Origin of the sequence: Chromobacterium vaccinii (assembly GCF_000971335.1) — a bacterium.
In the GTDB taxonomy this organism is placed as follows: Bacteria; Pseudomonadota; Gammaproteobacteria; order Burkholderiales; family Chromobacteriaceae; genus Chromobacterium; species Chromobacterium vaccinii.
On record NZ_JZJL01000001.1, the window covers coordinates 12803 to 39206 of the forward strand.

Genomic DNA, 26404 nt, shown 5'->3' on the forward strand with positions numbered 1-26404 from the left:
GCCGTATAGTTTACGCCAGTCGTCAAGCCTTACCCAAATCGGTCACCGCAATATGTGCATCCTCGCTTTCGCCTACAAAACGCCGGGCATGGGCCAGCTGGTACTTTTGGCCAACCGCGACGAATACTACGCCCGCCCCGCCGAGCCGCTGGACTGGTGGCCGGAATACCCCCATACCCTGGGCGGACGCGACCAGCAATCCGGCGGCGGCTGGCTGATGGTGGACGGCCGCAACCGCATCGCCGCCGTCACCAACTTCCGCGACGGCTTCCCGCCCAAGGCGGAGCGCTCTCGCGGCGAGCTGGTGCAGCGCTTCGTCACCGGCGACGACGATCCGTTCGCCTTCGCCGACTGGCTGCGCGAGGAGTGCCACCGCTACGGGCCGTTCAACCTGCTGTTCGGCACCACCTCGGACCTGTTCTTCTTCCACAGCCCGGGCCGGCAGATCGCCCGCGTCACGCCTGGCATCCACACGCTGTCCAACGCCACGCTGGACACGCCGTGGTTCAAGTGCCAGCGGCTGGCGGAGCGCCTGGGCGATTTCGGCCGCCCGCCGACCGAGGAGCAGGCCTACGCCGCGCTGTCCGATCCGACGCCCGCCGGCCCCGGCCATCTGCCCAATACCCGCATCGGCCTGGCGCTGGAAAAGACGCTGTCGCCGATCTTCATCCAGGGCCGCGACTACGGCACCCGCGCTTCGATGCTGCTGACGGTGTCCAGCCGCGGCGACATCAGTTTTTCCGAACTGAGCTGGGGCCTGGCCGGCCGCGAAACCGGCCGCCGACATTACAACCTGCGCGCCGGACAGGCGCGCTGACGGAGCATCCGCATTTGAAAGCCATCACAACCCTGCCGGCGCTGTTGGCGCTGTGTCTGAGCCTGCCCGCGCTGGCCGGCAGCGACAGAATCAACAAGAACATCGAATTCCAGGAAGAGCAGCCCTGGGCCGAACAGGACTACGCGCTGCCCGACTACCCGCAGACGCCGGACTGGATAGAAGTGAAGCCGGACTGGCTGCAGCAGAACCGCTTCTTCGTCGACGCCAAGACGCTCAGCGTGGGCGGCGACGGCGTGGTGCGCTTCGTCAGCCGCGTGCTCACGCCCAGCGGCGTGGAAAACCTCAGCGCCGAGGGCATCCTGTGCAAGGACAACCAATACAAGGCCTACGGCTTCGGCGACAGCATCAACCACCGCTGGATCGCGTCGATGCGGCCGCAGTGGCTGGCGATCAACAGCGCCGACAAACTCAGGCGCGAATTGCGGGAGCTGATGTGCCCGTCGCACAGCGCGCCGCGCGACGCCGCCCAGGCGATCGCCTCGCTGCGCGGCGCCCGCTGACGCCATGATCGACGCCTGCGCCGGATGTTCTAAGATGAAACATCTGTCTTGCATTCGCGTAGGCGCCGATGGATCAGCAAACTCTGCAGGAAAGTCGGGAAAGGGAATGGGTCAGGCGGCTGTTCGAGCAAAAAGGCATTGACCCGCTCGATGTGAAATCGCTGAAGTGCCCCGCGCCCGATGTCGGCGTATCGCTGTCGGACGGCCGCTGTCTGGCCATCGAGGTGACCGAGGTGCTGGCCGGCGAATATGCCCGGCGCAACGCCCGCAAAAAGGAAATCCAGCAGGCCCAGCAAGCGGCCGGCGGCATAGGCTGGATGTTCACCCGGCCGGCCAACGCGCTGGACGTCGCCTGCCGCATCGAGGCCAAGGTGGGCAAGGACTACCATGTGCCGAACGGCCATCAACTGCATCTGCTGCTGGCGGCCGGCACTTTCGAACACGGCGCGCTTCCATCCACGCTGCTGCTCTACATCTCCATCCCGGAACTGAACCAGCTGACCCACAGCATGCTGGAGCGCTCCCGCTACCAGCATGTCTACCTTCACCTTCAGCTGGGACGCGGCCTCTATGAATGGAACCGCAGCGACCGCTGGCACGAGATCCACTCGCCCTGCCTGCGCCACGCCGCCGAACACCATACCGCGTCGGCCTCACCGCTCCCGGATTGAAAACCGGCCCGCCAGCGCGGCGCGCTCTGCCCAGCCCCGCGATTGGCGCGGGCGGAGCCTGCTCTATGGGGCCTTGATGCGAAATCGAGACAAACCAGGCCATCCGGCGCCTGCCCGCTGCATCTCGAATCACGACTCCTCGCCAGCCGGCGAGGGCCAACTCCGCCATTAAAAAATGGCGCAAACATACCGGCCATTCGACTCGCCATCGACAGGCGATACCGATCATCGGCACAAAACATCCGGAATTGCCGCCGGCTTGCAATATCCCCATCGCCATCAAAACCAACCGCCGGCCAAAAACATAAATATTAACAATTCACCCCTCAATAATTCATAATGCATGAGTTATATCAATGATTATTCCTATGTAATATTGGTATCGATAAACAACCACTCCTGGAGTAATCATCATGAAAGAGGCAGTGACTTATATCATTAGCCACGGCATCGTAATATGCGCGATCGCGTTCATAGCCATTTTTGCGCTGGAGCGCATTTTTCCCAAGCATGCCTTTAGTCCTGAGCGCAGTAAAAAGCGTCTCTTCAACAACGTCATCGTAGCGATCAGTTATCGTTTCATCAGCGCTCCGATCATCATCGCGCCGCTGATGGTATATATGATCAGAGATTTTCCTTATCGGATGCATCGCCCCGACTGGTATACCGGCGCGCTGGCTTTTGTCATCGACATCATGTTGCTCGATCTGCTCAATTACACCATTCATTGGTCTGCGCACAAAATACCGGTGCTGTGGCGATTCCATGCCATGCATCACCTTGATGAGCATATTGATTCAACCACCGGTTTTCGCCAGCATTTCGGCGAGAAATTCCTTGTTCTCGCCATTCGCATTCCCGGCATGTTGCTGATCGGCGTACCGTTCACCACGGTTGTGGCTTTCGAAGTTATCTCTTTCTGCGTGACCACTTTCCATCACTGCAATATCAATATTCCGCAAAAGCTGGAAAACCTGCTCAGCAAGCTTTTCGTCATGCCCTCGTTCCACAACATCCATCATGGCCGCGAGATCGAATACACGGATACCAACTATGGTTTCATCTTCTCGCTCTGGGACCGGATCTTCCGCACCCACTCCGTCGATGAGCGCCCAACCGGCTTTGAAACCGGCCTGGACCACCATACGGACTTTTCCGCCGCCAAGTTGATCTTCCTGCCCTTCGGCAAAACACCGGTCAAGGAATGGACATCTCAAAACTGAACATGGGCTTCGAACCACAATGCTGACAAATGGCGATACCATCATGAATACCAAAATCATCGACTGCACGTTGCGGGAAGGCTGCCAGACCATTCAATGCTCATTCGACATTGAGCAAAGCATCATACTGGCGAAAAAAATATCCGCTTTTGGCGTGGACATGATCGAATGCGGCCATCCTTATATTTCCCGCTTCGAAATGGATAGGGTCAAAGCCGTAGTCGGGGTGGCAGCCGTTCCCGTGCTGGCGCACGCCAGATGCCGGCAAGAAGACATTGACGCCGTTATCGAATCAGGCGCCCAGTGGGTGGGCATGTTCGCCTCGTTCAATGTCGTCTCTCTGGCGACGAAATTCCACGGCCAATCCCAGGAACAGGTCATCAAGCTGTTCTCCGAGTCCATCCGCTATGCCAAGGACAAGGGCCTGCTCGTCCGCGCCACCATCGAGGATGCCAGCCGCACCTCGCTCAGCGACCTCATGCGGATCACCAGAGTCGCGCAGCTGGCCGGCGCGGACCGGGTATGCTTCGCCGACAGCGTCGGCAATCTGTTCCCGCACGAGACATTTGAAATCCTGTCGAACCTGACCAAGGAATTCCACCAAGTGGAGTTCGAATACCATGTCCACAACGACAGGGGCCTGGCTTTGGCGAACACGCTGGAAGCGATGCGGGCCGGCGTTCGCTGGATTTCGGCCAGCTGCAATGGCATTGGCGAAAGAGCGGGCATTACGGATACCTTCCAGCTGGCCACCTTGCTGCAGGCGAAATCCGACAAGCCCCTATACAAGCTCGCCGATGCGCTGGCCTTGTCCGAACTGGTCGCGACCTTCAGCCGCATCGGCCACTCCCCGATGCATCCCATCACGGGGCAAAACGTCTTCGCGCATGCCGCAAAGCTGCATCGGCAAGCAAATGAAAAAGACGCCAGCTCATACAATATTTTCGACGCCGGCCTATTCCGGGCAAAGTCCGCGATCGAAAAACATCCGGCGATGCATGAGTCAAACCTGTTCATCCAGCCATTCGAAAAATCGGCGACCGAGCTGCGCTACCACAGGCATGGTCCCGGCAAACGTTTCGTGATGCTGGACTACCGCTTGCTGGAAGCGTCGCCATATTATTTCATCGCGCGCCATGTCGACGCGATTGCTCCCAATGAGCAGGGCCATGTCGATAGCCATCGGCACAATTGCGACTCCGTCTTCATGTTCCTGGGCGATGAGCAGGATTACCAGGGCCTGACCGTCGAGGTTTCCATCTCGGGAAAAACCCAGACCATGCACAGCCCGGCCACGGCCTTCGTCCCAGCCGGCGCGGAACATACTTATCGCTTCCTCCATGGCAAAGGCAGTTTCATCAACTTTGTCCATAAGGGAAAATATGAAGACAGCCTGCTAGAGATCAGCGCATGAAACAGTTTGACAAGCATGCGGATGCCTACGACGCCATACGCCGCAAGATCCAATATCCGGAAGAGCTTTATCAATTCCTGCTTGAGAAAACGCCGGGCCGCGCCGCCGCGCTGGACATGGGCTGCGGCAATGGCGTCTCGACCATCAGGCTGGCGCCTCATTTCGCATACGTGGAAGGCATTGACCATGGCGCCAATCTGATCGACAAGGCCACCGCCAACTATCCCGCCCTGCGCTTTGCGACCGTGCCAGCCGAGAGCTACGCGAGCGAGCGGCGATTCGACCTCATCACCAGCGCCACTTCCTTCTATTGGATGGACCGATCCAAAGTGCTGGAAATCATCAAGCGCCAGCTGGTCGGCGGCGGCCTGTTCTGCGCTTACAAATACGACGTGCCGCAAGCCTACGGCGACTTGCGCTTATTGATCGAGGAAGAACTGGTCAACAAGTGGGGAAAATTCCGCGATCCCAGGCTGCTGCAATATGACGATACGCTGGAGAAGATTGCCCAGATCGGGGGGTTCAAGGAGGCGAAGCGAAAAATATTTTCCAACATCATTGAATTGACCCCATTCGAGCTCGCGCTGTTTCTGCTGTCCACCAGCTATGTCACCGCATATATGGACCAGAAGCCCGAAGAGAACTATGCGGATTATCTTCTGGACAAGATGCAGACCGTCGGCGGCAGCGATCCGGTCAAGGTGAATTTTGATATCTACGCCTATATCGCGGAAAAGGCATGACGGCAGGCGGCATCCTCCCCGGATGCCGCGGCCGGCAAACAACCCGATCAACGACATCAAAGATCAAAGGATCGAGCGATGCCTGCAATTGCTTTGAAACCGATCACCCATCAACGGCCCGAGCCCTGGACCGCGCCGGACGCGCTGGCGCTGCCCGCCCCGATAGCCGAGGAACTGGAAGGCCTGCTTGGCCAGCTGGTCAGCGGGACAAGCCATGCCGAGCATGCTCAGCGAGCGCAGCAACTGCGCCACGCCATCCATCATCAACTGGAATCCGGCAGCGGCGCGATCTGGCTGCACAGCGCGGCGCTGGCCCAGGCGTCCCGCGAAGCGTTCCATCACGCTTTTTTCGAATTCTGCACCCTGCTTGGCCTGCCGGTCTCCATCAACAAAAACGGCGATGTCATCAAAGAGGTCAAGGATGCCGGCCACAAAGACTCCAAGCTGGCCCCCGCCCGCGGCCACATGACCAACCAGGAGCTCGCTTTCCACTCGGACCGCGCCGACATCACGGTGCTGGCCTGCTGGGAAGCGGCGAGCCATGGCGGCGAATTCAAGATCTGCTCGTCGGCTAAGTTGATAGAGGTTCTGGAAAAAAGGAATCCGGACTGGATCAAATGGCTGACGACCCCGATCCCGCACGACCTTCGCGACGAGGGCAGCTCAGGCGACAGCTACTGCCATTTGCCGATACTCAGCGAGTCGGATGACGCGTTCGTCCTGCGCTACATCCGGAAATTCAACGATTCCGCCATCCGCCACGGCATTGCGCTGCCGGACGAAGTCAAAACGATGCTGAGCGAAATAGACCAAGTCATCAACCATCCCGACATGTCGGTGCAGGTCAGCTTCGAAAAAGGCAGCATCGCCCTGGTCAACAATCACACCACGCTGCATTCCCGAACCGAGTTCGTCGACGCGCCGGGCGCCGAGCGCTGCCTGCTGCGTTGCTGGCTGGCGAGCGAATTCACTCGGCCGCTGCCGGAAGCGTTCTCGACGATTTTCCATACGATCCAGCCCGGCGTGCTCCGCGGAGGAGTGCGTCCGGCCTAGAGAAGGGAGCAGCCTTCCATTCCGCTCTCCGGAATGGAAGGCCATCGGCTCAACGCCCCTTTTCGGCGCCGCCGTTGATCTGGATGATTTGCGCCGTAATGTGCCCTGCTTCGGCGGAGGTCAGCCAGGCAATGGCATTGGCGACATCCTGCGGAGTCCCGCCCCGGCCGTTCAACGCTTCCGCCTGCTTGCTCTTTTGTTGCTCCGGCGACAGCGCCGCGCCAAAAAACTCGGTGTCCTGCACATAACCCGGCGCCACGGCATTGACCGTAATGCCTTCCGGACTTAATGCCGCCGCCAGATCGTAGCAATATGGATGCAATGCCGCCTTCGCCGCCGCATAACAGCCGATGGACGAGCCGCGATAAGCCGCGATGGAGCTGATCAGAATGACGCTTCCGCCGGGCCGCTTCAATATTGGGCGAATGCCTTCCGTCAGCAATACGGCCGAGAGGGTGTTGTTTTGAAAATTATCATTCCACCGCCTCGCCACGCCCGCCAAACCATCAGCGTAACTTCCCGCAGGCGCGCGGCGGATCGCATTGCTGCCCGCCGCATTGATCAGCGTATCGACGGTTTTGAATTCCTGCCGTATGACATCGCAGGCGTTTTGCGCTTGTTCCGGGATAGACAAATCCGCAGTCAAGGCCAAAACAGCAGGCGCCTTTGGAAACGCCTCGGCGATATTCGCCGCAGCCTGAGACAGCGTATCCATCCGGCGGCCCAATATCACGACCTGCATTTCCTGCTTGGCATAATACTGTGCGCAAGCGTAGCCAATTCCCGTCCCGCCACCGCTGATTACGACGACTTTCGACATGATCTGCCCTTATTTGGATTGATAAGACTGAGTACTCAAGCCAATCCAATTTCCCTGAAAATATTAAATTGGCAAGCACTTAAAAATATTAACATGCCATTTAAATATCAACAATGCAGCATCATGCAGGCAATAGCCATTCATTTTCCGCCATGGGAAACCACGAGCAGGCCCCTGCGGAACTTATTCGCAAAACCACCGGAAGGAAAATAGGAACTGGAAATGTATCAGGGGGGAAAGCCATTATCGATGCCGGAACATATCATTCCGGCCACGGCAATAGTCAGGCTTCGGTATCGGCATGACGCCATGCCCCGCTCTTGCCGCCGTCTTTTTCCAGCAGGCGGACGCCGGTGATCTCCATGCCGCGGTCCACCGCCTTGCACATGTCGTAGATGGTCAAGAGGCCGACATTGACCGCGGTCAGCGCCTCCATCTCGACGCCGGTCTGGCCATTGCACTCGGCGGTCACTTCTATCCGCACCGCCGATTCGCCGTCCAGCAGCTCGAAGTCCACCGCCAGCCGCGTCAACGCGATCGGGTGGCACAGCGGGATCAGGTCCCAGGTCTTCTTGGCCGCCATGATGGCGGCGACGCGGGCGATGCCCAGCACGTCGCCCTTCTTGTGGCCGCCATCCCTCACCAGCGCGAAGGTGGCCGGCAGCATGCGGATCGCGCCTTCGGCCACCGCGCGGCGGGCCGTGGCGGCCTTGCCGCCGACATCCACCATGTGGGCCTGCCCGGCTGCGTCGAAATGGGTGAGTCGTGTCATGGCGTACCCTTCAAATGAAAACGCCCGCCGCGATCAGCGCAGCAGGCGGAAAATCAGCCAGAAGCAGGAAACGACGGCCAGTAGGCCGGCGCTCCAGCGGGCGATGGCCAGCGCGCGGCGCAGATAGCGGCGGTCATGGGTAAGGGCGAAGCACAACAGCGCCCAGCCTATCGCCAGCACCGTCGCCAAAAGCCACAGCCGCCAGAAGCCGAACACGGCCTCACTCCTCTGACGGCAACAGATGGAAGCTGGACGGCGCGTCCAACGGATCGTCGAAGCTGGCGTATTCCCAGGCCTCCGGCGTTTCCAGCAGCTTGCGCAACAGCTTGTTGTTCATCGCGTGGCCGGACTTGTGGCCGGAGAACGCCGCGATCAAGGGATAGCCTACGACGTAAAGGTCGCCGATCGCGTCCAGTATCTTGTGGCGGACGAATTCGTCAGGGAAGCGCAGGCCTTCCGGATTCAGCACGTACTCATCGTCGATCACGATGGCGTTGTCCAGGCTGCCGCCGCGACCCAGGCCATGGTTGCGCATGTACTCCACCTCGTGCATGAAGCCGAAGGTGCGGGCCCGGCTGATCTCGTCGGTATAGGAATGGTGGGCGAAGTCCACTTCCACCGTCTGCGGCGCGCGGTTGAACGCCGGATGGTTGAACTCGATGGACAGCGTGATCTTGAAGCCGTCGTGCGGGTCCAGCCGGACCCACACGCCGCGGTCCTCCACCATCACAGTCTGCTTGACGCGGATGAAACGCTTTTTCTTGGGCTGCTCGGCCACCCCAGCCGTCTGCAGCAGATAGAGGAACGGCGCGGCGGACCCATCCATGATGGGAATCTCCGCCGCCGTCACCTCGACGACCAGGTTGTCGATGCCGAAGCCGGCGAACGCCGACATCAGATGTTCGATCGTGCCGACACGCACGCCGGTGTCCGTCACCAGCGTGGAGGAGAGGCGCGTGTCGTTCACGAGCGAAGGTTCTACCTTCACGTCGACCGGCTCGGGCAAGTCGGTGCGACGGAAGACGATGCCGGTATCGGGCGGCGCCGGCAGCAGGGTGAGCTTCACCCGCTCGCCGGAATGCAGACCGACGCCCGTGGCGCTGATCGCTTGCTTCAGCGTGCGCTGCAGAATCATTTCAGGCTACTCAACCAGACGGGAAAACCCGATTCTAGCATAGCGCTCGGCCATGCTTTATTGATTGATTCGCTGACATGAATAGCGTTTATCTATCCGTATCCTCCGTTCAGTCCGCCTGCTTGCGCAGGAAGGCCGGGATGTCGTAGCTCTCGCTGACCTCGGGGTTGGAGAAATCCAGCGAGGGATTGGCGCGGCGGCGGCCGGTGCGCATGATGGCCGGCGCATCCAGATCCTCGTAGTTCACCATTTCCACCGCGCGGTCGTCGGTGCCGGTCTTGACGATCTTGATGTACTCCGGACGATCCTCGTTGCGGACGGTTTTCTTCTGGCCCAGGCCGGTGGCGATCAGCGTCACGCGGATGGTGTCCTCCGGCATGTCCTCCACTTCGGCGGTGCCGAACTTGATCTGCGCGTCCTCGTCCGCGTACTGGCGGATGATGCCCATGATCTCGCGGTACTCGCTCATCTTCAGGCAACCCGGCGCGGTGGAGATGTTCACCAGCACGCCGCGCGCGCCTTCCAGCGTGATGTTGTCCAACAGCGGGCTGGCCACGGCCTGCTCGGCGGCCACGCGGGCGCGGTCGATGCCGGAGGCGTAGGCGGAACCCATCATCGCCAGGCCCATCTCGCCCATCACGGTGCGCACGTCGGCGAAGTCGACGTTGATCAGGCCCGGGCAGGTGATCACTTCGGCGATGCCGGCCACGGCGCCCTTCAACACGTCGTCGGCGGCGCGGAAGGCTTCGCGCATGGTGACGTCGTCGCCCAGCACTTCCATCAGCTTCTCGTTGGGAATCACGATCAGCGAGTCCACGTGCTTCTTCAGGTCCTCGATACCGTTCTGCGCCACTTTCAGGCGCTTGCCTTCATGGTCGAACGGACGGGTGACCACGCCCACGGTCAGAATGCCCATTTCCTTGGCCACTTCGGCCACGACCGGCGCCGCGCCGGTGCCGGTGCCGCCGCCCATGCCGGCGGTGACGAACACCATGTTCGCGCCGCGCAGGCTTTCGGCGATGCGCTCGCGGTCTTCCAGCGCCGCGCTGCGGCCCACTTCAGGATTGGCGCCGGCGCCCAGGCCGCGCGTCAGGTTGGTGCCCAGCTGCAGCTTCTGCGGCGCGCGGTTGCGCTGCAGGGACTGCGCGTCGGTGTTGGCGCAGATGAATTCCACGCCGTGCACATTGCCGGTGATCATGTTGTCGATGGCGTTGCAACCGCCGCCGCCGACGCCGATGACCTTGATGACGGCCGAGCTGGCCGTTTCCTGCATGACTTCAAAAACCATTCCGCTCATTTTCCTCTCCTCATAAAGATGAGCCATTCATTACTGCCTGGTACTACGCCCGAACAACCTTAAACACGCCGCCGGCACCCGCCGGCGGCACCTAATCCAATCAGAAATTGCTGCCGAACCACGCCTTCATCCGCGTGAACATCTGGCCCATGCCGGCCGACTCGGCCTTCACCGGGCCGGCATAGCCCTGGATCTGGTCCTTGCCGTACAGCAGCAGGCCGACGCCGGTGGAGAAGCGCGGGGTCTTCACCACCTCGGCGAGGCCGCCGACGTACTTGGGCACGCCGACGCGCACCGGCAGGTGGAACACCTCCTCGGCGAGCTCCACCATGCCCGGCATCAGGCTGGCGCCGCCGGTCAGCACCATGCCGGACGACAGCATTTCCTCGAAACCGCTGCGGCGCAGCTCCTGCTGCACCAGCTGGAACAACTCCTCGACGCGCGGCTCGACCACTTCGGCCAGCGTCGCGCGGGACATCTGGCGCGGACCGCGCTCGCCCACGCCCGGCACTTCTATCATCTGCGCCGGATCGGCCATGCCCACCAAGGCCACGGCGTGCTGGATCTTGATGTCCTCGGCCTCCTTGGTCGGGGTGCGCAGCGCCATCGCGATGTCGTTGGTGATCTGGTCGCCGGCGATCGGGATCACCGCGGTGTGGCGGATCGCGCCGCCCACGTACACGGCGATGTCGGTGGTGCCGCCGCCGATGTCGATCAGGCACACGCCCAGGTCCTTCTCGTCCTCGGACAGCACGGCGATGGCCGAGGCCATCGGCTGCAGCACCAGGTCGGACACTTCCAGGCCGCAGCGGCGCACGCACTTGGTCACGTTCTGGGCGGCGGACACCGCGCCGGTGACGATGTGCACCTTGGCCTCCAGCCGCACGCCGCTCATGCCCAAGGGTTCGCGCACGCCTTCCTGGCCGTCGATGCTGTATTCCTGGGTCAGGATGTGCAGCACCTGGTGGTCCGGCGGAATGGTCACGGCGCGCGCGGTCTCGATCACGCGGTCGATGTCCATCTTGGTGACTTCTCGATCCTTGATCGCCACCATGCCGTGCGAGTTCACGCTCTTGATGTGGCTGCCGGCGATGCCGACGAACACCTCGTGAATCTTGCAGTCGGCCATCAGCTCGGCCTCTTCCAGCGCGCGCTGGATCGCCTGCACGGTGGACTCGATGTTCACCACCATGCCGCGCTTCAAGCCGCGCGACGGGGTGTGCCCCATGCCGACGATGTTAAGCTGGCCGTCTTCCAGCACCTCGGCCACGATCGCCACGATCTTGGAGGTGCCGATGTCCAGGCCGACCAGCATGTTCTTGCTTTCCTTTGGTTTGCTCACCTGTCGCTCCAACGCCTAATCACTTGTTTCCCTTGGCCGGCGGCGCCTTGTAGTCGGGCATCCGCACGGCGAATCCATTCGGATAGCGCAGGTCGACGTATTCGATGTGATACGGCAACCGCGCCAACTCGCTCTTCCAGTAGGTGGCGAAGCGCTCCGCGCGCGCCGCCACGTCATTACGTCCCAGCTCCAGCTGCAGCTGGTTGTCCAGCACCACTTTCCACGCCCGCCTCGACGACAGCCACAATTCGCGCGGCGCCAGGCCCGACGGCTGCAAGGTCTGGCGCATCTGCGTCAGCATCGCCGTCATGTCCTTCTCCGCGCCCGCCGGCCCGAAAAACACCGGCAGCTTGGCGTCGCTGGCCGCGTCGAAACGCTCGCCGCGGGTATTGACCAGACCGTTCTCCCCCCAGCGCGCCAGCGCCACATGCTCCTCCACGGTGATATCCAGCGCGTCCGGCCAGCGCCGTCTCACCTGCGCGTCGCGCACCCATGGCAATTTGCCGAAGGCGGCCCGCGTCTTGTCGATATCCAGCGTGAAGAAGGTGCCGGACAGTTCGTGCTCCGCGATGAACTTCAGCTGTTCGGCCGTCACCCGGTTCATGTCGCCCTGAATCCGTATCTTCTTCACCGGGAACACCGGCGCGTGCGTCAGCCAGAATCCCCCCGCGTACAGCAGCATCAGCGCCGTGGCGCCCAGCATCAGATTGGCCAGGCTCCTGAGCAGCCGATGGTTATCCCACATGCACCGTATCCAATACCTTCAGACACAGGTCCTCGTAAGCGATGCCCTCCACCTTGGCCGCCATCGGCACCAGGCTGTGGCTGGTCATGCCCGGACTGGTATTCGCTTCCAGCAGGTAGATTTCGCCCGCCTCGTCCATCAGGAAGTCCACCCGGCTCCAGCCGCGGCAGCCCAATACCTTGAACGCCTTCAGCGCCAGTTCGCGCGCCCTGGCTTCCACTTCCGGAGCCAGGCCGGACGGGCAGCGGTAGACCGTGTCGTCGCGGAAATACTTGGCCTGGTAATCGTAATACTCGGTGGCCGGTTCAATCTTGATGGTCGGATACGCTTGGTCGCCGATCACCGCGCAGGTGTACTCGCCGCCGCCGATGAATTGCTCGGCGATCACCACGTCGTCGTACTTGCGCGCCTCTTCGAAAGCCGCGCGCAATTCGCCCGCCGCCTTCACCTTGGTCACGCCTATGCTCGAGCCCTCGCTGGACGGCTTGACGAAGATCGGCAGGCCCAGCGCCTTCTCTATCGCGTCGAAATCGCTGCTTTCGTCCAACAGCTCGAACGCCGGAATCGGCAGGCCAGCGCCCTTCCACAACAGCTTGGTGCGCCACTTGTCCATGGCGATGGCCGAGGCCATCACGCCGCAGCCGGTATACGGCACGCCCAGCGCCTCCAGCGCGCCCTGCAGCGTGCCATCCTCGCCGAACGGGCCGTGCAGGATGTTGAACACGCAAGCGAAACCTTCTTCCTTCAGCGCCGACAACGGCTTTTCCGACGGATCGAACCTGTGGGCGTCCACGCCCTTGGACTGCAGCGCCGCCAACACGCCGGCGCCGCTCATCAGCGACACCTCGCGCTCGGACGAGCTTCCACCCATCAACACCGCCACTTTGCCGTACTGCTTCATCTATCTATCCTCAACAAGCCCGCGCCCACGGCGCGGACGGAAATATCCCGATCAACCCGCCAGGGCCGTCACTTTGCCTGGCACCGCGCCGACCGAGCCGGCGCCCATGGTCACCACCACGTCGCCGTCGCGGGCGGCGTCCAGGATGGCCTGCGGCATCTCGGCGATGTCCTCGACGAACAGCGGCTCCACCTTGCCGCCCACGCGCACCGCGCGCGCCAGCGCCCGGCCGTCGGCGGCGACGATGGGCGCTTCGCCGGCGGCGTAAACCTCGGAGAGCAGCAGCGCGTCGACGCTGGACAGCACCTTGACGAAGTCCTCGAACAGGTCGCGGGTGCGGGTATAGCGGTGCGGCTGGAAGGCCAGCAACAGGCGGCGGCCGGGGAAGGCGCCGCGCACCGCGGCCAGCGTGGCGGCCATTTCCACCGGGTGATGGCCGTAATCGTCCACCAGCGTGAAGCTGCCGCCGTCCTGGGCCTTCACTTCGCCGTAGCGCTGGAAGCGGCGGCCGACGCCGGCGAACTCGGACAGGCCCTTCTGGATGGCTTCGATGCTGGCGCCGCACTCCAGGCCGATGGCGATCGCCGACAGCGCGTTCAGCACGTTGTGGCGGCCCGGCAGGTTCAACACCAGCGGGAAGCGGGTGATGGCGCCGTTCTTCACCACCACGTCGAAATGCATCTGGCCGGCGGCCGCGCGCACGTTCTCGGCGTAAATGTCGGCGGAATCGTCCAGGCCGTAGGTCGTTACCGGCTTGGTGACGCGCTCGCGGATCTCGCGCACGTTGGGATCGTCGACGCACAGCACCGCGCGGCCGTAAAACGGCATCCGCTGCAGGAAATCGACGAAGGCCTGCTTCAGCTTGTCGAAACTGTGGTCGTAGGTGTCCATGTGGTCGGCGTCGATATTGGTCACCACCGCCATCACCGGGCTCAGATGCAGGAAGGACGCGTCCGATTCGTCGGCCTCGGCCACCAGGAATTCGCCCAGGCCCAGCTTGGCGTTGGCCCCGGCGGCGGTCAGCTTGCCGCCGATGACGAAAGTCGGGTCCAGTCCGGCCGCGCCCAGCACCGACGCGGTCAGGCTGGTGGTAGTGGTCTTGCCGTGGGTGCCGGCGATGGCGATGCCCTGCTTGAAGCGCATCAGCTCGGCCAGCATCAGCGCGCGCGGAATCACCGGCACGCGCTTGTCGCGCGCCGCCAGCACTTCCGGGTTGTCCGCCTTCACCGCGGTGGAGGTCACCACCACGTCGGCGCCTTCCACATAGGTGGCGTCGTGGCCGAAGAACACGCGCACGCCTTCGGCGGCCAGCCGCTTGGTGGTGGCGCCGTCGGCCATGTCCGAACCCGACACGGTGTAGCCCAGGCCGTGCAGCACCTCGGCGATGCCGCACATGCCGACGCCGCCTATGCCCACGAAATGTATGTGTTTGACCCTGTGTTTCATGTCTGTGTCTCTGCTTGGACGCTCGGTCGGCGCCCTGTCATTCCCCGGCCAGCTGCTGGCACAGGTCGGCCACCCGGCCGGCCGCGCCGGAACGGGCCAGCGCGCGCGCGCGTCCGGCCTTGTCCAGCAACTGGTCTCTGTCCAAACCCGCCAGCAGGCCCGCCAGCCCGTCGGCGTTCAATTCCTTCTGCGGCAGATGCCAGGCCGCGCCGGCCTCGGCCATCCACTCGGCGTTGTCGCGCTGATGGCCGGTGGTGGACACCACCAGCGGCACCAGCACGCTGGGCACGCCGGCCGCGCACAACTCGCTGACCGTGATCGCGCCGGCGCGGCAGATCACCAGATCGCACTCGGCCAGGCGCCTGGGCATGTCGTCGACGAAGGGCAGCAGCTCCACTTGCTCCCGCAGGCCGCCGGCCTGATAGGCGGCCTCGACCGCGGCGAAGTTCGCCTCGCCGGTCTGGTGCGTCAGCAGCGGCCGCTTATCGGCCGGCAGCTTGGCCATCGCCTGCGGCAGCGTTTCGTTCAAAACCTTGGCGCCCAGGCTGCCGCCGACCACCAGCACCTTCAGCGGACCGCTGCGGCCGGCGAAGCGCTCGGCCGGCGGCGCGATGTTCTCGATCTCGCCGCGCACCGGGTTGCCGGTGACCAGCGCCTTGGGCTCGCGCGCCGCGCTGCCGTCGAAACCGCAGGCCAGCTTCTTGGCGAACGGCAGCAGCGCCTTGTTGCTGAGCAGCAGGCCGGCGTCGGCGTTGACCAGCACCAGCGGCTTCCACAGCAGGCCGGCCATCACGCCGCCGGGCAGGCAGACATAGCCGCCCATGCCCAGCACCACGTCCGGACGGTGGCGGAAAATCTGCGCCGCGCTGCTGAAGAACGCGCCGGCCAGCTGCAGCGCGCCCTGGACCGAGCCCAGCAGGCCCTTGCCGCGCACGCCGTGGAAATTCAGCCGCTCCAGCGGGATGCCGGTCGGCGGCACCAGCTTGTTTTCCATGCCGCGGCGGGTGCCCAGCCACACCACCTTCCAGCCGCGGCTTTGCAGCTCTTTGGCCACGGCGAGGCCGGGGACGATGTGTCCGCCAGTGCCTGCCGCCATCACCATGACCGTGCGATTCGCCATCTCTATCCGTTCCGTTAAATCTTGTTGCCGCGCATCATGCGCCGGTTCTTGCTTCGCCCATCGGGCTCGCAGAAACCAAAGGACACGGCGCCAAGGCGCCTGGAAAGGCTGCAGCCTTTCCTTATGCGGGGCTAAACCTTATAGCCCCGCATAATCCTTCGGTTTTCGTAGTCCACCCGCAGCAGCACCGCCACCGCGATCAAATTCATCAGCATCGCCGAACCGCCGAACGACATCAGCGGCAGCGTCAAACCCTTGGTCGGCAGCAAGCCCATGTTCACCCCGATGTTGAAGAACACCTGGATGCCCAGCCAAATGCCTATGCCCTGCGCCACCAGCGCCTGGTAATAGCGCTCCAGCTTTTTCGACTCCACGCCGATGTGGAAGGCGCGGCGCACGATCCAGGCGTAGAGGCCGATCACCACGCAGATGCCGGCGAAGCCGAACTCCTCGGCGATCACCGCCATGATGAAGTCGGTGTGCGCCTCCGGCAGGTAGAACAGCTTCTCGATGCTGCCGCCCAGGCCCACGCCGAACCATTCGCCGCGGCCGATGGCGATCAGCGAGTGCGACAGCTGGTAGCCCTTGCCGTACGGGTCGTCCCACGGGTCCATGAAGCCCAGCACCCGCTTCAGCCGGTACGGCGACGACACGATCAGCAGCACGATGGCCACCACCGCCATCGCCGCGAGCCCCGAAAAGATGCGCATATTGATGCCGCCCAAAAACAGCAGGCCCATCGCGATGCTCATCACCACCATCAGCGCGCCGAAGTCCGGCTCGCGCAGCAGCAGGAAGGCCACCACCACCATCGCCGCGAACATCGGCGCAAAGCCTTCCTTGATGCTGTGCAGCAGGTGGCTCTTGCGCACCGTGTAATCGGCCGCGTACAGCACGGTGGCGAACTTCATCACCTCCGACGGCTGCAGATTCAGCACGAACAGGTTGATCCAGCGGCGCGAGCCGTTGACCACCTTGCCGATGCCGGGAATCAGCACCAGCACCAGCATCACCAAGCCGATCAGGAAGATCTTTCCCGAATACTTCTGCCAGAATGCCGTCGGGATCTGGAACGCCGCGAACGCCGCAGACAGCCCGATCACCATGAACACCACGTGGCGGATCAGGTAGAAGTAACGGTTCTGCGTCGCCGCGTCCGCTTCCGCGTACGCGATCGACGCCGAATACACCATCACCAGGCTGATCGACAACAGCAGCGCCAGCGCCCAGGCCAGCGCCTCGTCCAGAGCGGTGATCGCCGTGTAGCGGCTGGCCGGATTGCGGATCATGCGCGGGCCGCCTTCACCGCCGCCACGGTGTCGATGAACACCTGGGCGCGATGCGCGTAGTTCTTGAACATGTCCAGGCTGGCGCAGGCCGGCGACAGCAACACCACGTCGCCCGGCCGGGCCAGCGCCGCCGCGCGGCGGGTTGCCTCCTCCAGCGTGTCGCAGCGCTCCAGCGTCAGCCCGCTATCGGCTAGCGCCGCCTCGATCCGTCCGGCGTCGCGGCCGATCAGCAGCACCGCGCGCGCGATGCGCTGGCAGGCCGGCCTCAACGGCGCGAAATCCTGGCCCTTGCCGTCGCCGCCGGCGATCAGCACCACCCGGCGGGTCATGCCGTTCAACGCGGCCTCGGTCGCGCCGACATTGGTGCCCTTGGAATCATCGATAAACGCAACACCGTCGAATTCGTCTACCAACTCGACGCGATGGGCGAGACCGCGGAAGGTTTTCAGGCCTTCCAGCAGCTTGTCCAGCGGCAGGCCGATGCCCTGGCACAGCGCCAGCGCGGCCAGCGCGTTGGCGGCGTTGTGCAGGCCCTGCAGCTGCATGTCGGCGCAATCGAACACCTTTTCGCCGCCCACGCTCAGCCAGTAGCCGCCGTTGCGGGCCAGCGCGTAGTCGGCGGCGCCGTTCAGCGAGAACCACTTGACCGGATGGCCGGGGCGGATCATCGCCCGCACCAGCGCGTCGTCCTTGTTCAATATCTGCGCGCCCTTGCCGTTGAACACCCGGGTCTTGGCGTGCGCGTAATCCAGCAAATCCTCGTAGCGGTCGAGGTGGTCCTCGGAAATGTTGAGCACGGTGGCGGCGTCGGCCTCCAGCGTGAACGTCGACTCCAGCTGGAAACTGGACAGCTCCAGTACCCACGCGTCGGGCCGGCGGCCGCGCTGTTCGCGCGCGAGCAAAGCCTCCAGCACCGCCAGGCCGATATTGCCGGCGACGACGGTGTCCAGGCCCGCTGCCTCGCACAGATGGCCGACCAGGCTGGTGACCGTGCTCTTGCCGTTGGAGCCGGTGATGGCGATCACCTTGCTGCCGTCGCCCTGAATCGCGCGCGCCAGTATCTCGATGTCGCCGACCGCCTCGCCGCCGGAGCGGCGGAAGGCGGCGATGGCCGGATTGGCCAGCGGCACGCCGGGGCTGACCACCAGCAGGTCGGAACCGGCGAAGGTCGCATCGTCGAAAACGCCGACGATCACCTCGACGCCCGGCAGATGGCGCTCCAGCTCGGCCAGCCGCTCGGCGGACGGATTGGCGTCGGCGACGCGCACGCGCGCGCCGTGCGCGGCCAGGTAACGCGCGGCCGCCAGGCCCGAGCCTCCCAGCCCCACCACCGTCACATGTCGATTGGCGTAATCCATCTCTTTCGTCCTCAGCGCAGCTTCAGCGTCGACAGGCCGATCAGCACCAGCATCATGGTGACGATCCAGAAGCGAACCACGACCTGCGTTTCCTTCCAGCCCTTCAATTCAAAATGGTGATGCAGCGGCGCCATGCGGAACACCCGCTTGCCGGTCAGCTTGAACGAGGTGACCTGGATCATCACCGACAGCGCCTCCATCACGAACAGGCCGCCCATCAGGAACAGCACGATCTCCTGGCGCACGATCACCGCCACCGCGCCCAGCGCGGCGCCCAGCGCCAGCGCGCCCACGTCGCCCATGAACACCTGGGCCGGATAGGCGTTGAACCATAAAAACCCCAGGCAGGCGCCGCACATCGCCGCGCAGAACACCACCACCTCGTGCGCGCCGGGGATGAAAGGCAGGCCCAGGTATTTGGAGAACACCGCGTGACCGGCGACGTAGGCGAAGATGGCCAGGCCGGCGGCCACCAGCACCGTCGGCAATGCCGCCAGGCCATCCAGGCCGTCGGTAAGGTTCACCGCGTTGGAAGTGCCGACGATGACGAAATAGGTCAGCACGCAAAAACCCACCGCGCCCAGCGGGTAGGCGACGGTCTTGAAGAAGGGCACGATCAGCTCGGTGGACGCCGGCAGCTTGGCGGTGGCGATCAGGAACACGCCGGCGCCGATGGCGATGGCCGACTGCCACCCCATCTTGAACTTGGCGGACACGCCTTTCGGGTCCTTGTACACCACCTTGCGCCAGTCGTCGTAAAAGCCCAGCGCGCCGGTGCCCAGCATCACCCCCAGCAGCAGCCACACGTATTTGTTGGACAAATCCGCCCACAACAGCATGGTGATGGTGATGGCCAGCAGAATCAGCGAACCGCCCATGGTCGGCGTGCCGGCCTTGACCAGATGGGTCTGCGGACCGTCGTTGCGCACTGCCTGGCCGACCTTCAGCTCGGTCAGCTTGCGGATCACCCACGGCCCCATCATCAGCGAGATGGCGAGCGAAGTCAGCGCCGCCATCACCGCGCGCAGCGTGGTGTAATTGAAGACATTGAAGGCCCGGATATGCGAACCCAACAGATCAGCCAACCAAAGCAGCACCTTAAACTCCCTCTTTCTTTGCTTGCATCAGGTGTTCCACCACCCGTTCCATGCGCATGAAGCGCGACCCCTTGACCAGAACGGCGGTGCCCGACGCCAGCCGGCTATCCAGGCATTCCAACAACTCGTCAATCGAATCAAATCCCTGCCCTGCATCGCCGAACGCGGCCACCGCGCGGCGCGAGGCCTCGCCCAACGCAAAGAGCTGTTCGATGCCGAGCAGGCGCGCGTGTTCCCCAACCTCGGCGTGCAAGGCCGGCGCGGCCTCGCCCAATTCGCCGATATCGCCCATCACGAAGCAACGCGGGCCCGGCAGGCCGGCCAGCACGTCGAGGCCGGCCTTCATCGAATCCGGATTGGCGTTGTAGCTGTCGTCGATCACGGTCAGGCCGCGCGGGCTTTGCTTGATCTGCAGGCGGCCCTTGGCGCCGCCGAAGGCGGCCAGGCCTTGGGCGATGGCGGCCAGCGGCACATCCAGCGCCAAGGCGACGGCCGCTGCGGCCAGCGCGTTCCTGACGTTGTGCTCGCCCGGCGCCGGCAGCGAAATCTCCGCGTCCCCCGCCGGAGAGCGCAGCGTGAAGCGGCTTCCCAGCGCCGACAGGACCAGGCCGCGCGCGCTCACGTCAGCCTGCTCCAGGCCGAAACTGAGCTGCCGATGGCCGCCGGCGGCCGCGCGGAACAGCGGCAGATTGGCGTCGTCGGCGTTGACCACCGCCACGCCGCCGTCGGCCAGGCCTTCGAAAATCTCGGCCTTGGCGCGGGCGACATCCTCGGTGGAGCCGAAATGGCCGAAGTGGGCGCGCATCGCGTTGTTGACCAGCGCCACCCGCGGCCGGGTCAGCCCGGTCAGGTAACTGAGTTCGCCGTGATGGTTCATGCCCATCTCGATCACGGCGTAGCGATGTTGCGGCTTCAGTTGCAGCAGCGTCAGCGGCAGGCCGATGTCGTTGTTGAAATTGCCGGCGGTGGCCAGCACGGCGTCGTCGCCGGCGTGGGCGCGCAGAATCGCGGCCAGCATTTCCTTGACCGTGGTCTTGCCGTTGGAGCCGGTTACGCCGATGCGGACGGCCGGCTGGGTTTCGCGCCAGCCGGCGGCCAAGCGGCCCAGCGCCAGCCGGGTGTCGTCGCCCGCCTGGATCAGGCTGGCGCCAGCCAATTCGAAGCCGTCGCGCACCAGCGCGGCGGCGCCGCGGGCCACAACCTCGGCGACGAAATCATGAGCGTCGAAACGCTCGCCCTTCAGCGCGACGAACAGATCGCCCGGCTGCGCCTGGCGGCTGTCGGTGATCACGCGCAGCACTTCGCCGTCGGCGCCGGTCAGGCGGCCTTGCGCGAAGCGGGCGGCTTGGCTCAGCGTCATCATCGCGGCTTCCCCCACGCGGTCAGCGCCTCTTCCGCGACGCGGAAGTCGGAGAACGGCCGCTTGACGCCGGCGATGTCCTGGTATTCCTCGTGGCCCTTGCCGGCCACCAGCACCACGTCGCCCACCTTGGCCTGGCCCACCGCCCAGTGGATGGCGGCCTCGCGGTCGGCCTCGACATGCGCGCGGGCGGCGTCCATGCCGGCCAGCACGTCGCGGATGATGGCCTGCGGGTCCTCGCTGCGCGGGTTGTCGCTGGTCAGCACCGCCACGTCGGCGTGCTTCTCGGCGATGGCGCCCATCATCGGGCGCTTGCCCGGATCGCGGTCGCCGCCGCAGCCGAACACGCAAAACAGCCTGCCGCCGGCGGGGCGGATCTCGGACAGCGTGGCCAGCGCCTTCTCCAGCGCGTCGGGAGTGTGGGCGTAATCGATCACCACCAGCGGCTCATGCGCGCCGCCGACGCTCTGCATCCGGCCGCGGGCCGGCTGGATGCGCGCCATCACCGCGGCGGCGTCCTGCAGGCTGACGCCGTTGACGCACAGCGTGGCCAGACAGGCCAGAAGATTGGCGGCGTTGAAGCGCCCCACCAGGCCGGTGCGCACGTCGACCGTGCCCCATGGCGTGGCCACGGTCAGCTGCAGGCCTTCCAGCGTGGCGGCCAGCGCCAGCGGGCGCACATCGCCCTGCTCCAGGCCGTAGGTGACCACGCGGGTCTGCTTAGGATCGATCTCGGCAGCCAGCTGGCGGCCGAAAGCGTCGTCGGCGTTGATCACCGCATGCTTCAGGCCTTCCCAGAAGAACAGCTTCTTCTTCGACTCGCCGTAGGCTTCCATCGAACCGTGGTAGTCGAGGTGGTCGCGGGTCAGGTTGGTGAACACCGCGGTGGCGAACTCGACGCCGTTGACGCGGAACTGGTCCAGGCCGTGGCTGGACACTTCCATCGTCACCACGTGCGCGCCCTGGCGGCGGTATTCGGCCAGCTTCTGCTGCACCGTCACCGGATCCGGCGTGGTGTGGGTGGTTTCGGTCAATTGACCATAGAAGCCGTTGCCAACGGTGCCGATCAACGCCGCCTTCTGGCCCAGCAGCGAAAACGCCTGCGCCAGCCAATGGGAAATGGAGGTCTTGCCGTTGGTGCCGGTGATGCCGACCACGGTCAGGTCGCGCGAGGGCTGGCCCAGCACATGGGCTGCGACGATGCCGGCGCGCTCGCGCAGATTGGGCACCGCCAGATTGGGCACTTGCCATTCGGCGTTCCAGACGAAGCCGTCGGCGTCGTCCCACAGCACCGCGGCCGCGCCCTTTTCCAGCGCGGCGGGAATGAAATCGCGGCCGTCGACGTACTCGCCGCGGCAGGCGAGGAACACGTCGCCCGGCAGCACGCGGCGGCTGTCGGCCTCCACCCGCTTGATCGGGAGGCCCAGCTGTTGCAACAAGGCCGGACCCCAGTCCGGCAACGCAGTCAAACGGCTCTTCATGATCTTAAAAATCCGCCGGAACCGGGGTCGATTCCGGCAATAAAGTGTTGTTGGATGGCTCGTCAGGCGCGATGTTCAGCACGCGCAGCGCGCCGCCCGCCACCTGCGAGAACACCGGCGCGGACACCGCGCCGCCGTAGTATTTGCCCGCCGACGGCTCGTCTATCATTACCGCCACGATCACCTTGGGCGAGTGGCCGGGCGCGAAGCCCATGAACAGCGCTCGGTGCTTGTTGGCCACGTAGGTGCGGCCCTCCAGCTTGCGCGCGGTGCCGCTCTTGCCGCCTATGCTGTAGCCGATGATGCGGCCGCCGACGGCGCCGCCGCCCGGCTGGCTGTTGGCGATCAAGAGATCGCGCATCTCGTGCGCGGTCTTTTCGTTGAGCACGCGCTTGCCCGGCATCGGGTTGGCCGTCTTGTACAGCGAGATCGGCAGCATCACGCCGTCGTTGGCGAAGATGGTGTAGGCGCGCGCCATCTGGATCAGGCTGACCGACAAGCCATAGCCGAAGGACATCGTCGCCTGCTCGATCGGGCGCCATTTGTGCCAGTCACGCAGCCGGCCGCCGGCCTCGCCGGGGAAGCCGGTTTCCGGCGGCCGGCCGAAGCCCAGCGCGTCGTAATGGGCCCAGGACTCCTCCGGGCTGTTCATCAGCGCCAGCTTGCTGGTACCGACGTTGGACGATTTCTGGATGATGCCGAGGATGTCCAGGCTGGGACGCGGCGCCACGTCGCGGATGGTGGCCGGCCCGATCATGTAAGTGTGGGTGTCCAGCACCGTGTTCAGATTGGCCTTGCCGTGCTCCAGCGCCAGAGAGATCGACAGCGGTTTCATGGTGGAGCCGGGCTCGAACAGGTCGATCACGCCGCGGTTGCGCATCATCTCCGGCGTCACGCCGCTGCGGTTGTTCGGATTGAACGACGGGTAATTCGCCAGCGCCAGCAGCTCGCCGGTGTGGGCGTCCAGCACCACCACGCTGCCGGCCTTGGCCTTGTTGGTCTCCACCGCGGCCTTGATCTCGCGGTAAGCCAGGTATTGGATGCGGTGGTCGATCGCCAGAGCCAGCTTCTGGCCGTCGCGCGGCGGCTCGATGGCTGCGACGTCCTCGATGATGTGGCCGCGGCGGTCCTTCAGCACCACGCGGCGGCCATCCTTGCCTGACAGCATCTTCTCGCGGGCGAGTTCGACGCCTTCCTGGCCCTTGCCGTCCACGCCGGTGAAACCGATGATGTGCGACACGATCTCGCCGGCCGGGTAGAAGCGGCGGAACTCCTGCTGCTTGGCGATGCCGGGCACGCCCAGCGCCATCACCTTGTCGGCCAGCTCCGGACTGATCTGGCGCTTGATGTAGACGAATTCCTTCTTGCGGTCGGACAGCTTGGACGACAGCTCTTCCGGCGACAGGTCCAGCAGGCCGGCCAGCTCGCGCAGCTTGGCCGGCGGCACCGGCTCCATGTCGGCCGGGCTGGCCCAGATGGTCTGCACCGGCGAGCTGATCGCCAGCGGCTCGCCGTTGCGGTCGGTGATCACGCCGCGGTTGGCTTCCAGCATCAAGGTGCGGCGGAAGCGCGCCTCGCCCTGGCCCTGCAGGAAGTCCTGCTGCACCACCTGCAGATAGACCGCGCGGCCGATCAGCGCCAGGAACAGCAAGGCCAGCATCAGCAGCACGCAGCGCACGCGCGTGCTGGTCATACGCAGCGCGGGGCTGGCCGGCGCTGGGCGGGTGCGGACGCTGTAGCTGGAACCGGCGCGCATCACAGCGCTCCCTTCGCCGTGATCACCTGGATCTGGCGCGGATCAGGCGTGTGCATGTCGAGGCGGGTGGAGGCGGCTTTCTCGATCACCGCGTGCGCACCCCAGGTGCTCTGCTCCAGCTGCAACTGGCCGAACTCCACCTCCAGCTGCTGCCCCGACTTGGTTTCCTTCTGCAAGTCGCTGTAGAGCTTGCGCGACACGTGCGTGGACGTCACCACCGACCAGGCGGAGAACACGGCCATCAGCAGCAGCGTCGCGTTGAGCTTGTTCATGCGTCGCCCTCCCGCCACGGCGCGGCGGTGCGCTCGGCCACGCGCATGATGGCGCTGCGGGCGCGCGGATTCTCGCGCAGCTCCTCGTCGCCGGCGCGGATCGCCTTGCCGACCAGACCGATCGGCGGCTTGGCCATGTCGGCCGCGCGCACCATCGCCCAGGCCGGCAGCTTTTCCTCGCTGCTGACATCGCGCAGGTACTGCTTGACGATGCGGTCCTCCAGCGAATGGAAGCTGATCACCGCCAGGCGGCCGCCCTCGTTCAGCAGGCGGGCGGCCTGCGGCAGCACCGCCTTCAGCTCGTCCAGCTCGCGGTTCACAAAGATCCGGATCGCCTGGAAGGTTCGCGTCGCCGGGTCTTGGCCCGGTTCGCGAGTACGGACGTTTTGCCCAACGAGCACAGAGAGCTCGCGGGTGGTCGTGATGGGGTTTTCCCCCCGTTGCGCAACAATGGCTGCTGCGATCTTGCGAGCAAACCGCTCTTCACCATAAGTCTTGATGACCTCTCTGATATCGGCCTCGTCGGCCGTTGCCAACCACTCGGCGGCGGTGACGCCGCGGGTGGTATCCATACGCATGTCCAGCGGCGCGTCGAAGCGGAAGCTGAAACCGCGGCTGCCGTCGTCGATCTGCGGCGACGACACGCCCAGATCCATCAGCACGCCGTCGACGCCGGCCACGCCCAGGCGGGCGAGCTCGGCCGACAGCGTCTCGAAACCGTTGTGCACGATGTTGAAGCGGGAATCCTCCGCCGCCAGCCTGTCGGCGACGGCGATGGCTTCCAGGTCCTTGTCGAAGGCGATCAGCCGGCCGGAAGGGCCGAGCTTCGACAGGATCAGGCGGCTGTGGCCTCCGCGACCGAAAGTGCAATCGACGTAGACGCCATCCGGCCGGATGGCGAGCGCGTCGACCGCTTCGGTCAGCAATACCGTGCGGTGCACGAAGGTGGGGGTGCTCACAGCGTGAAATCTCCAAGGTGTTGCGCCAAATCGGCTTGGTCGATGGCCAGCGCGTCAGCGGTCTGGTTGTCCCACTCCTCGGCATTCCACAGTTCGAAGCGGTTGCCCATGCCTACCAGGGCAACGTCCTTGTCCAGCGCGGTCAGTTCGCGCAGGCGGGCCGGCAGCAGCACGCGGCCGGCGGAGTCCATCTCCAGGGTCTCGGCATGGCCGAGCACCAGTCGTTGATAGCGTTTCAGGGTGGGATTGCCGGTGGGAAGGGCCAGCAGACGGGCCTCGACCGGGCGCCAGTTGGGTTCGGGGTAAAGCAGCAGATGGTCTTGGGATTCAAGGGTGACGACCAGCTTGTGCCCAAACGCGGACAGCAGCGTCTCGCGGTGCTTGGCCGGAATAGCCAAGCGCCCCTTGCTATCGAGAGACAAGATGCTGACGCCACCAATCATGATTTGAGACCCGCTGACCGAGAAAAACGGAGCCGTCGCTCCGGGGGGAGAATTTCCCCACTTTCACCCACTTTGACCCACTTTCCGCCACTATAAGAAAGAACTGCCCCACGGTCAACATAGGGATTTACTAATTCGCCTTTTGAGACAATGACTTACGGCAGCGCGTAAAAATGGAATCTGAAACAAATCAGGGACTTAAATTCGCCTGTAAAAGTGGGACATGAACATTGCGGGTCGCGGAGACTGTAACAAGGCGGCAATGATTGCCAATGGAACTGTTTGAACCACAAGTATCTTCAGGAAAAGCAACAAATTACCGCCGGCGATTTTCAGCCATGTATTTAAAAAACAACAGGGCGGCCATTC

Annotated in this window: 26 protein-coding genes; 7 read left to right on the forward strand and 19 right to left on the reverse strand. The window is 64.1% G+C overall.

Going from position 1 to position 26404, the window contains the following annotated elements; translation table 11 throughout:
• The first annotated feature begins 52 nt into the window (after positions 1 to 52).
• From VL52_RS00070 to VL52_RS00100, 7 genes are all read left to right on the forward strand, one after another.
• Positions 53 to 817: an NRDE family protein gene (locus VL52_RS00070; RefSeq protein WP_021477346.1), complete on the forward strand. Its 765-nt coding sequence runs from the start codon at positions 53 to 55 to the stop codon at positions 815 to 817.
• A 14-nt stretch (positions 818 to 831) separates the two neighbouring features.
• Positions 832 to 1338, forward strand: coding sequence for a CNP1-like family protein (locus tag VL52_RS24920; protein ID WP_046155169.1), 507 nt, complete (start codon positions 832 to 834; stop codon positions 1336 to 1338).
• A 68-nt stretch (positions 1339 to 1406) separates the two neighbouring features.
• Positions 1407 to 2009 carry a hypothetical protein gene (locus VL52_RS00080; protein WP_046155170.1) on the forward strand — a complete coding sequence of 201 codons (603 nt, stop codon included), beginning with the start codon at positions 1407 to 1409 and terminating at the stop codon, positions 2007 to 2009.
• Positions 2010 to 2422: 413 nt separating this feature from the next.
• On the forward strand, positions 2423 to 3232 hold the full coding sequence (locus tag VL52_RS00085) for a sterol desaturase family protein (RefSeq protein WP_046155171.1): 810 nt from the start codon (positions 2423 to 2425) through the stop codon (positions 3230 to 3232).
• Positions 3233 to 3275: 43 nt separating this feature from the next.
• Entirely contained in the window at positions 3276 to 4646 is a 1371-nt protein-coding gene (locus VL52_RS00090) for a LeuA family protein (protein WP_046155302.1), read from the forward strand.
• Positions 4643 to 5389, forward strand: a complete 747-nt coding sequence (locus VL52_RS00095) for a class I SAM-dependent methyltransferase (RefSeq protein WP_046155172.1) — start codon at positions 4643 to 4645, stop codon at positions 5387 to 5389. Before VL52_RS00090 ends, VL52_RS00095 begins: the two co-directional genes overlap by 4 nt.
• A 78-nt stretch (positions 5390 to 5467) precedes the next feature.
• Positions 5468 to 6442 (forward strand): TauD/TfdA family dioxygenase, encoded by a 975-nt coding sequence (locus tag VL52_RS00100; RefSeq protein ID WP_052717627.1) that lies wholly within the window; start codon positions 5468 to 5470, stop codon positions 6440 to 6442.
• 49 nt (positions 6443 to 6491) lie between these two features.
• On the opposite strand, the gene VL52_RS00105 is transcribed toward VL52_RS00100, so the two are convergent.
• The 19 genes from VL52_RS00105 to mraZ form a co-directional block, all read right to left on the reverse strand.
• On the reverse strand, positions 6492 to 7262 hold the full coding sequence (locus VL52_RS00105) for an SDR family NAD(P)-dependent oxidoreductase (RefSeq protein ID WP_046155173.1): 771 nt from the start codon (positions 7260 to 7262) through the stop codon (positions 6492 to 6494).
• 283 nt (positions 7263 to 7545) lie between these two features.
• Entirely contained in the window at positions 7546 to 8034 is a 489-nt protein-coding gene (gene moaC, locus VL52_RS00110) for a cyclic pyranopterin monophosphate synthase MoaC (protein WP_046155174.1), read from the reverse strand.
• 33 nt (positions 8035 to 8067) lie between these two features.
• Positions 8068 to 8250 (reverse strand): hypothetical protein, encoded by a 183-nt coding sequence (locus VL52_RS00115; RefSeq protein WP_046155175.1) that lies wholly within the window; start codon positions 8248 to 8250, stop codon positions 8068 to 8070.
• Positions 8251 to 8254: 4 nt separating this feature from the next.
• On the reverse strand, positions 8255 to 9166 hold the full coding sequence (gene lpxC, locus VL52_RS00120; protein WP_046155304.1) for a UDP-3-O-acyl-N-acetylglucosamine deacetylase: 912 nt from the start codon (positions 9164 to 9166) through the stop codon (positions 8255 to 8257).
• A gap of 112 nt (positions 9167 to 9278) precedes the next feature.
• Positions 9279 to 10466 carry a cell division protein FtsZ gene (gene ftsZ, locus VL52_RS00125; protein ID WP_021477357.1) on the reverse strand — a complete coding sequence of 396 codons (1188 nt, stop codon included), beginning with the start codon at positions 10464 to 10466 and terminating at the stop codon, positions 9279 to 9281.
• Between the two features lie 100 nt (positions 10467 to 10566).
• Positions 10567 to 11808 carry a cell division protein FtsA gene (gene ftsA / locus VL52_RS00130; protein WP_046155176.1) on the reverse strand — a complete coding sequence of 414 codons (1242 nt, stop codon included), beginning with the start codon at positions 11806 to 11808 and terminating at the stop codon, positions 10567 to 10569.
• A 19-nt stretch (positions 11809 to 11827) separates the two neighbouring features.
• Complete coding sequence (locus tag VL52_RS00135; RefSeq protein WP_021477359.1) at positions 11828 to 12553, reverse strand: cell division protein FtsQ/DivIB; 726 nt, start codon at positions 12551 to 12553, stop codon at positions 11828 to 11830.
• On the reverse strand, positions 12543 to 13454 hold the full coding sequence (locus VL52_RS00140; RefSeq protein WP_046155177.1) for a D-alanine--D-alanine ligase: 912 nt from the start codon (positions 13452 to 13454) through the stop codon (positions 12543 to 12545). The genes VL52_RS00135 and VL52_RS00140 overlap by 11 nt, the downstream gene beginning before the upstream one ends.
• Positions 13455 to 13505: 51 nt before the next feature.
• Positions 13506 to 14900, reverse strand: a complete 1395-nt coding sequence (gene murC / locus VL52_RS00145) for a UDP-N-acetylmuramate--L-alanine ligase (protein WP_046155178.1) — start codon at positions 14898 to 14900, stop codon at positions 13506 to 13508.
• A gap of 37 nt (positions 14901 to 14937) precedes the next feature.
• Positions 14938 to 16020, reverse strand: a complete 1083-nt coding sequence (murG, locus tag VL52_RS00150; protein WP_046155179.1) for an undecaprenyldiphospho-muramoylpentapeptide beta-N-acetylglucosaminyltransferase — start codon at positions 16018 to 16020, stop codon at positions 14938 to 14940.
• A 131-nt stretch (positions 16021 to 16151) separates the two neighbouring features.
• Entirely contained in the window at positions 16152 to 17309 is a 1158-nt protein-coding gene (gene ftsW, locus VL52_RS00155) for a putative lipid II flippase FtsW (RefSeq protein ID WP_021477363.1), read from the reverse strand.
• Positions 17306 to 18667: a UDP-N-acetylmuramoyl-L-alanine--D-glutamate ligase gene (murD, locus tag VL52_RS00160; protein WP_046155180.1), complete on the reverse strand. Its 1362-nt coding sequence runs from the start codon at positions 18665 to 18667 to the stop codon at positions 17306 to 17308. Before murD ends, ftsW begins: the two co-directional genes overlap by 4 nt.
• 11 nt (positions 18668 to 18678) lie before the next feature.
• A complete protein-coding gene (mraY, locus tag VL52_RS00165; RefSeq protein WP_046155181.1) occupies positions 18679 to 19764 on the reverse strand; it encodes a phospho-N-acetylmuramoyl-pentapeptide-transferase in 1086 nt (361 codons plus the stop codon).
• A 1-nt stretch (position 19765) separates the two neighbouring features.
• A complete protein-coding gene (locus VL52_RS00170; RefSeq protein WP_046155182.1) occupies positions 19766 to 21127 on the reverse strand; it encodes a UDP-N-acetylmuramoyl-tripeptide--D-alanyl-D-alanine ligase in 1362 nt (453 codons plus the stop codon).
• Positions 21124 to 22605, reverse strand: coding sequence for a UDP-N-acetylmuramoyl-L-alanyl-D-glutamate--2,6-diaminopimelate ligase (locus VL52_RS00175; RefSeq protein ID WP_046155183.1), 1482 nt, complete (start codon positions 22603 to 22605; stop codon positions 21124 to 21126). The genes VL52_RS00170 and VL52_RS00175 overlap by 4 nt, the downstream gene beginning before the upstream one ends.
• 4 nt (positions 22606 to 22609) lie before the next feature.
• Positions 22610 to 24361 carry a peptidoglycan D,D-transpeptidase FtsI family protein gene (locus VL52_RS00180; protein WP_046155184.1) on the reverse strand — a complete coding sequence of 584 codons (1752 nt, stop codon included), beginning with the start codon at positions 24359 to 24361 and terminating at the stop codon, positions 22610 to 22612.
• On the reverse strand, positions 24361 to 24633 hold the full coding sequence (ftsL, locus tag VL52_RS00185; RefSeq protein WP_021477369.1) for a cell division protein FtsL: 273 nt from the start codon (positions 24631 to 24633) through the stop codon (positions 24361 to 24363). The genes VL52_RS00180 and ftsL overlap by 1 nt, the downstream gene beginning before the upstream one ends.
• On the reverse strand, positions 24630 to 25592 hold the full coding sequence (rsmH, locus tag VL52_RS00190; protein ID WP_046155185.1) for a 16S rRNA (cytosine(1402)-N(4))-methyltransferase RsmH: 963 nt from the start codon (positions 25590 to 25592) through the stop codon (positions 24630 to 24632). The genes ftsL and rsmH overlap by 4 nt, the downstream gene beginning before the upstream one ends.
• Positions 25589 to 26035 (reverse strand): division/cell wall cluster transcriptional repressor MraZ, encoded by a 447-nt coding sequence (mraZ, locus tag VL52_RS00195; RefSeq protein ID WP_046155186.1) that lies wholly within the window; start codon positions 26033 to 26035, stop codon positions 25589 to 25591. Before mraZ ends, rsmH begins: the two co-directional genes overlap by 4 nt.
• Positions 26036 to 26404 lie beyond the last annotated feature (369 nt).

Coding starts and splice junctions, on each gene's coding strand:
- VL52_RS00135 (WP_021477359.1), bottom strand. CDS start 12,553: ATGTGGGATAACCATCGGCTGCTCAGGAGCCTGGCCAATCTGATGCTG.
- ftsW (WP_021477363.1), bottom strand. CDS start 17,309: ATGATCCGCAATCCGGCCAGCCGCTACACGGCGATCACCGCTCTGGAC.
- ftsZ (WP_021477357.1), bottom strand. CDS start 10,466: ATGAGCGGAATGGTTTTTGAAGTCATGCAGGAAACGGCCAGCTCGGCC.
- VL52_RS00180 (WP_046155184.1), bottom strand. CDS start 24,361: ATGCGCGCCGGTTCCAGCTACAGCGTCCGCACCCGCCCAGCGCCGGCC.
- murG (WP_046155179.1), bottom strand. CDS start 16,020: ATGGCGAATCGCACGGTCATGGTGATGGCGGCAGGCACTGGCGGACAC.
- VL52_RS00175 (WP_046155183.1), bottom strand. CDS start 22,605: ATGAAGAGCCGTTTGACTGCGTTGCCGGACTGGGGTCCGGCCTTGTTG.
- ftsL (WP_021477369.1), bottom strand. CDS start 24,633: ATGAACAAGCTCAACGCGACGCTGCTGCTGATGGCCGTGTTCTCCGCC.
- VL52_RS00140 (WP_046155177.1), bottom strand. CDS start 13,454: ATGAAGCAGTACGGCAAAGTGGCGGTGTTGATGGGTGGAAGCTCGTCC.
- mraZ (WP_046155186.1), bottom strand. CDS start 26,035: ATGATTGGTGGCGTCAGCATCTTGTCTCTCGATAGCAAGGGGCGCTTG.
- murC (WP_046155178.1), bottom strand. CDS start 14,900: ATGAAACACAGGGTCAAACACATACATTTCGTGGGCATAGGCGGCGTC.
- VL52_RS00080 (WP_046155170.1), top strand. CDS start 1,407: ATGGATCAGCAAACTCTGCAGGAAAGTCGGGAAAGGGAATGGGTCAGG.
- VL52_RS00095 (WP_046155172.1), top strand. CDS start 4,643: ATGAAACAGTTTGACAAGCATGCGGATGCCTACGACGCCATACGCCGC.
- VL52_RS00085 (WP_046155171.1), top strand. CDS start 2,423: ATGAAAGAGGCAGTGACTTATATCATTAGCCACGGCATCGTAATATGC.
- moaC (WP_046155174.1), bottom strand. CDS start 8,034: ATGACACGACTCACCCATTTCGACGCAGCCGGGCAGGCCCACATGGTG.
- VL52_RS00170 (WP_046155182.1), bottom strand. CDS start 21,127: ATGATGACGCTGAGCCAAGCCGCCCGCTTCGCGCAAGGCCGCCTGACC.
- VL52_RS00100 (WP_052717627.1), top strand. CDS start 5,468: ATGCCTGCAATTGCTTTGAAACCGATCACCCATCAACGGCCCGAGCCC.
- VL52_RS00070 (WP_021477346.1), top strand. CDS start 53: ATGTGCATCCTCGCTTTCGCCTACAAAACGCCGGGCATGGGCCAGCTG.
- VL52_RS00105 (WP_046155173.1), bottom strand. CDS start 7,262: ATGTCGAAAGTCGTCGTAATCAGCGGTGGCGGGACGGGAATTGGCTAC.
- VL52_RS00090 (WP_046155302.1), top strand. CDS start 3,276: ATGAATACCAAAATCATCGACTGCACGTTGCGGGAAGGCTGCCAGACC.
- murD (WP_046155180.1), bottom strand. CDS start 18,667: ATGGATTACGCCAATCGACATGTGACGGTGGTGGGGCTGGGAGGCTCG.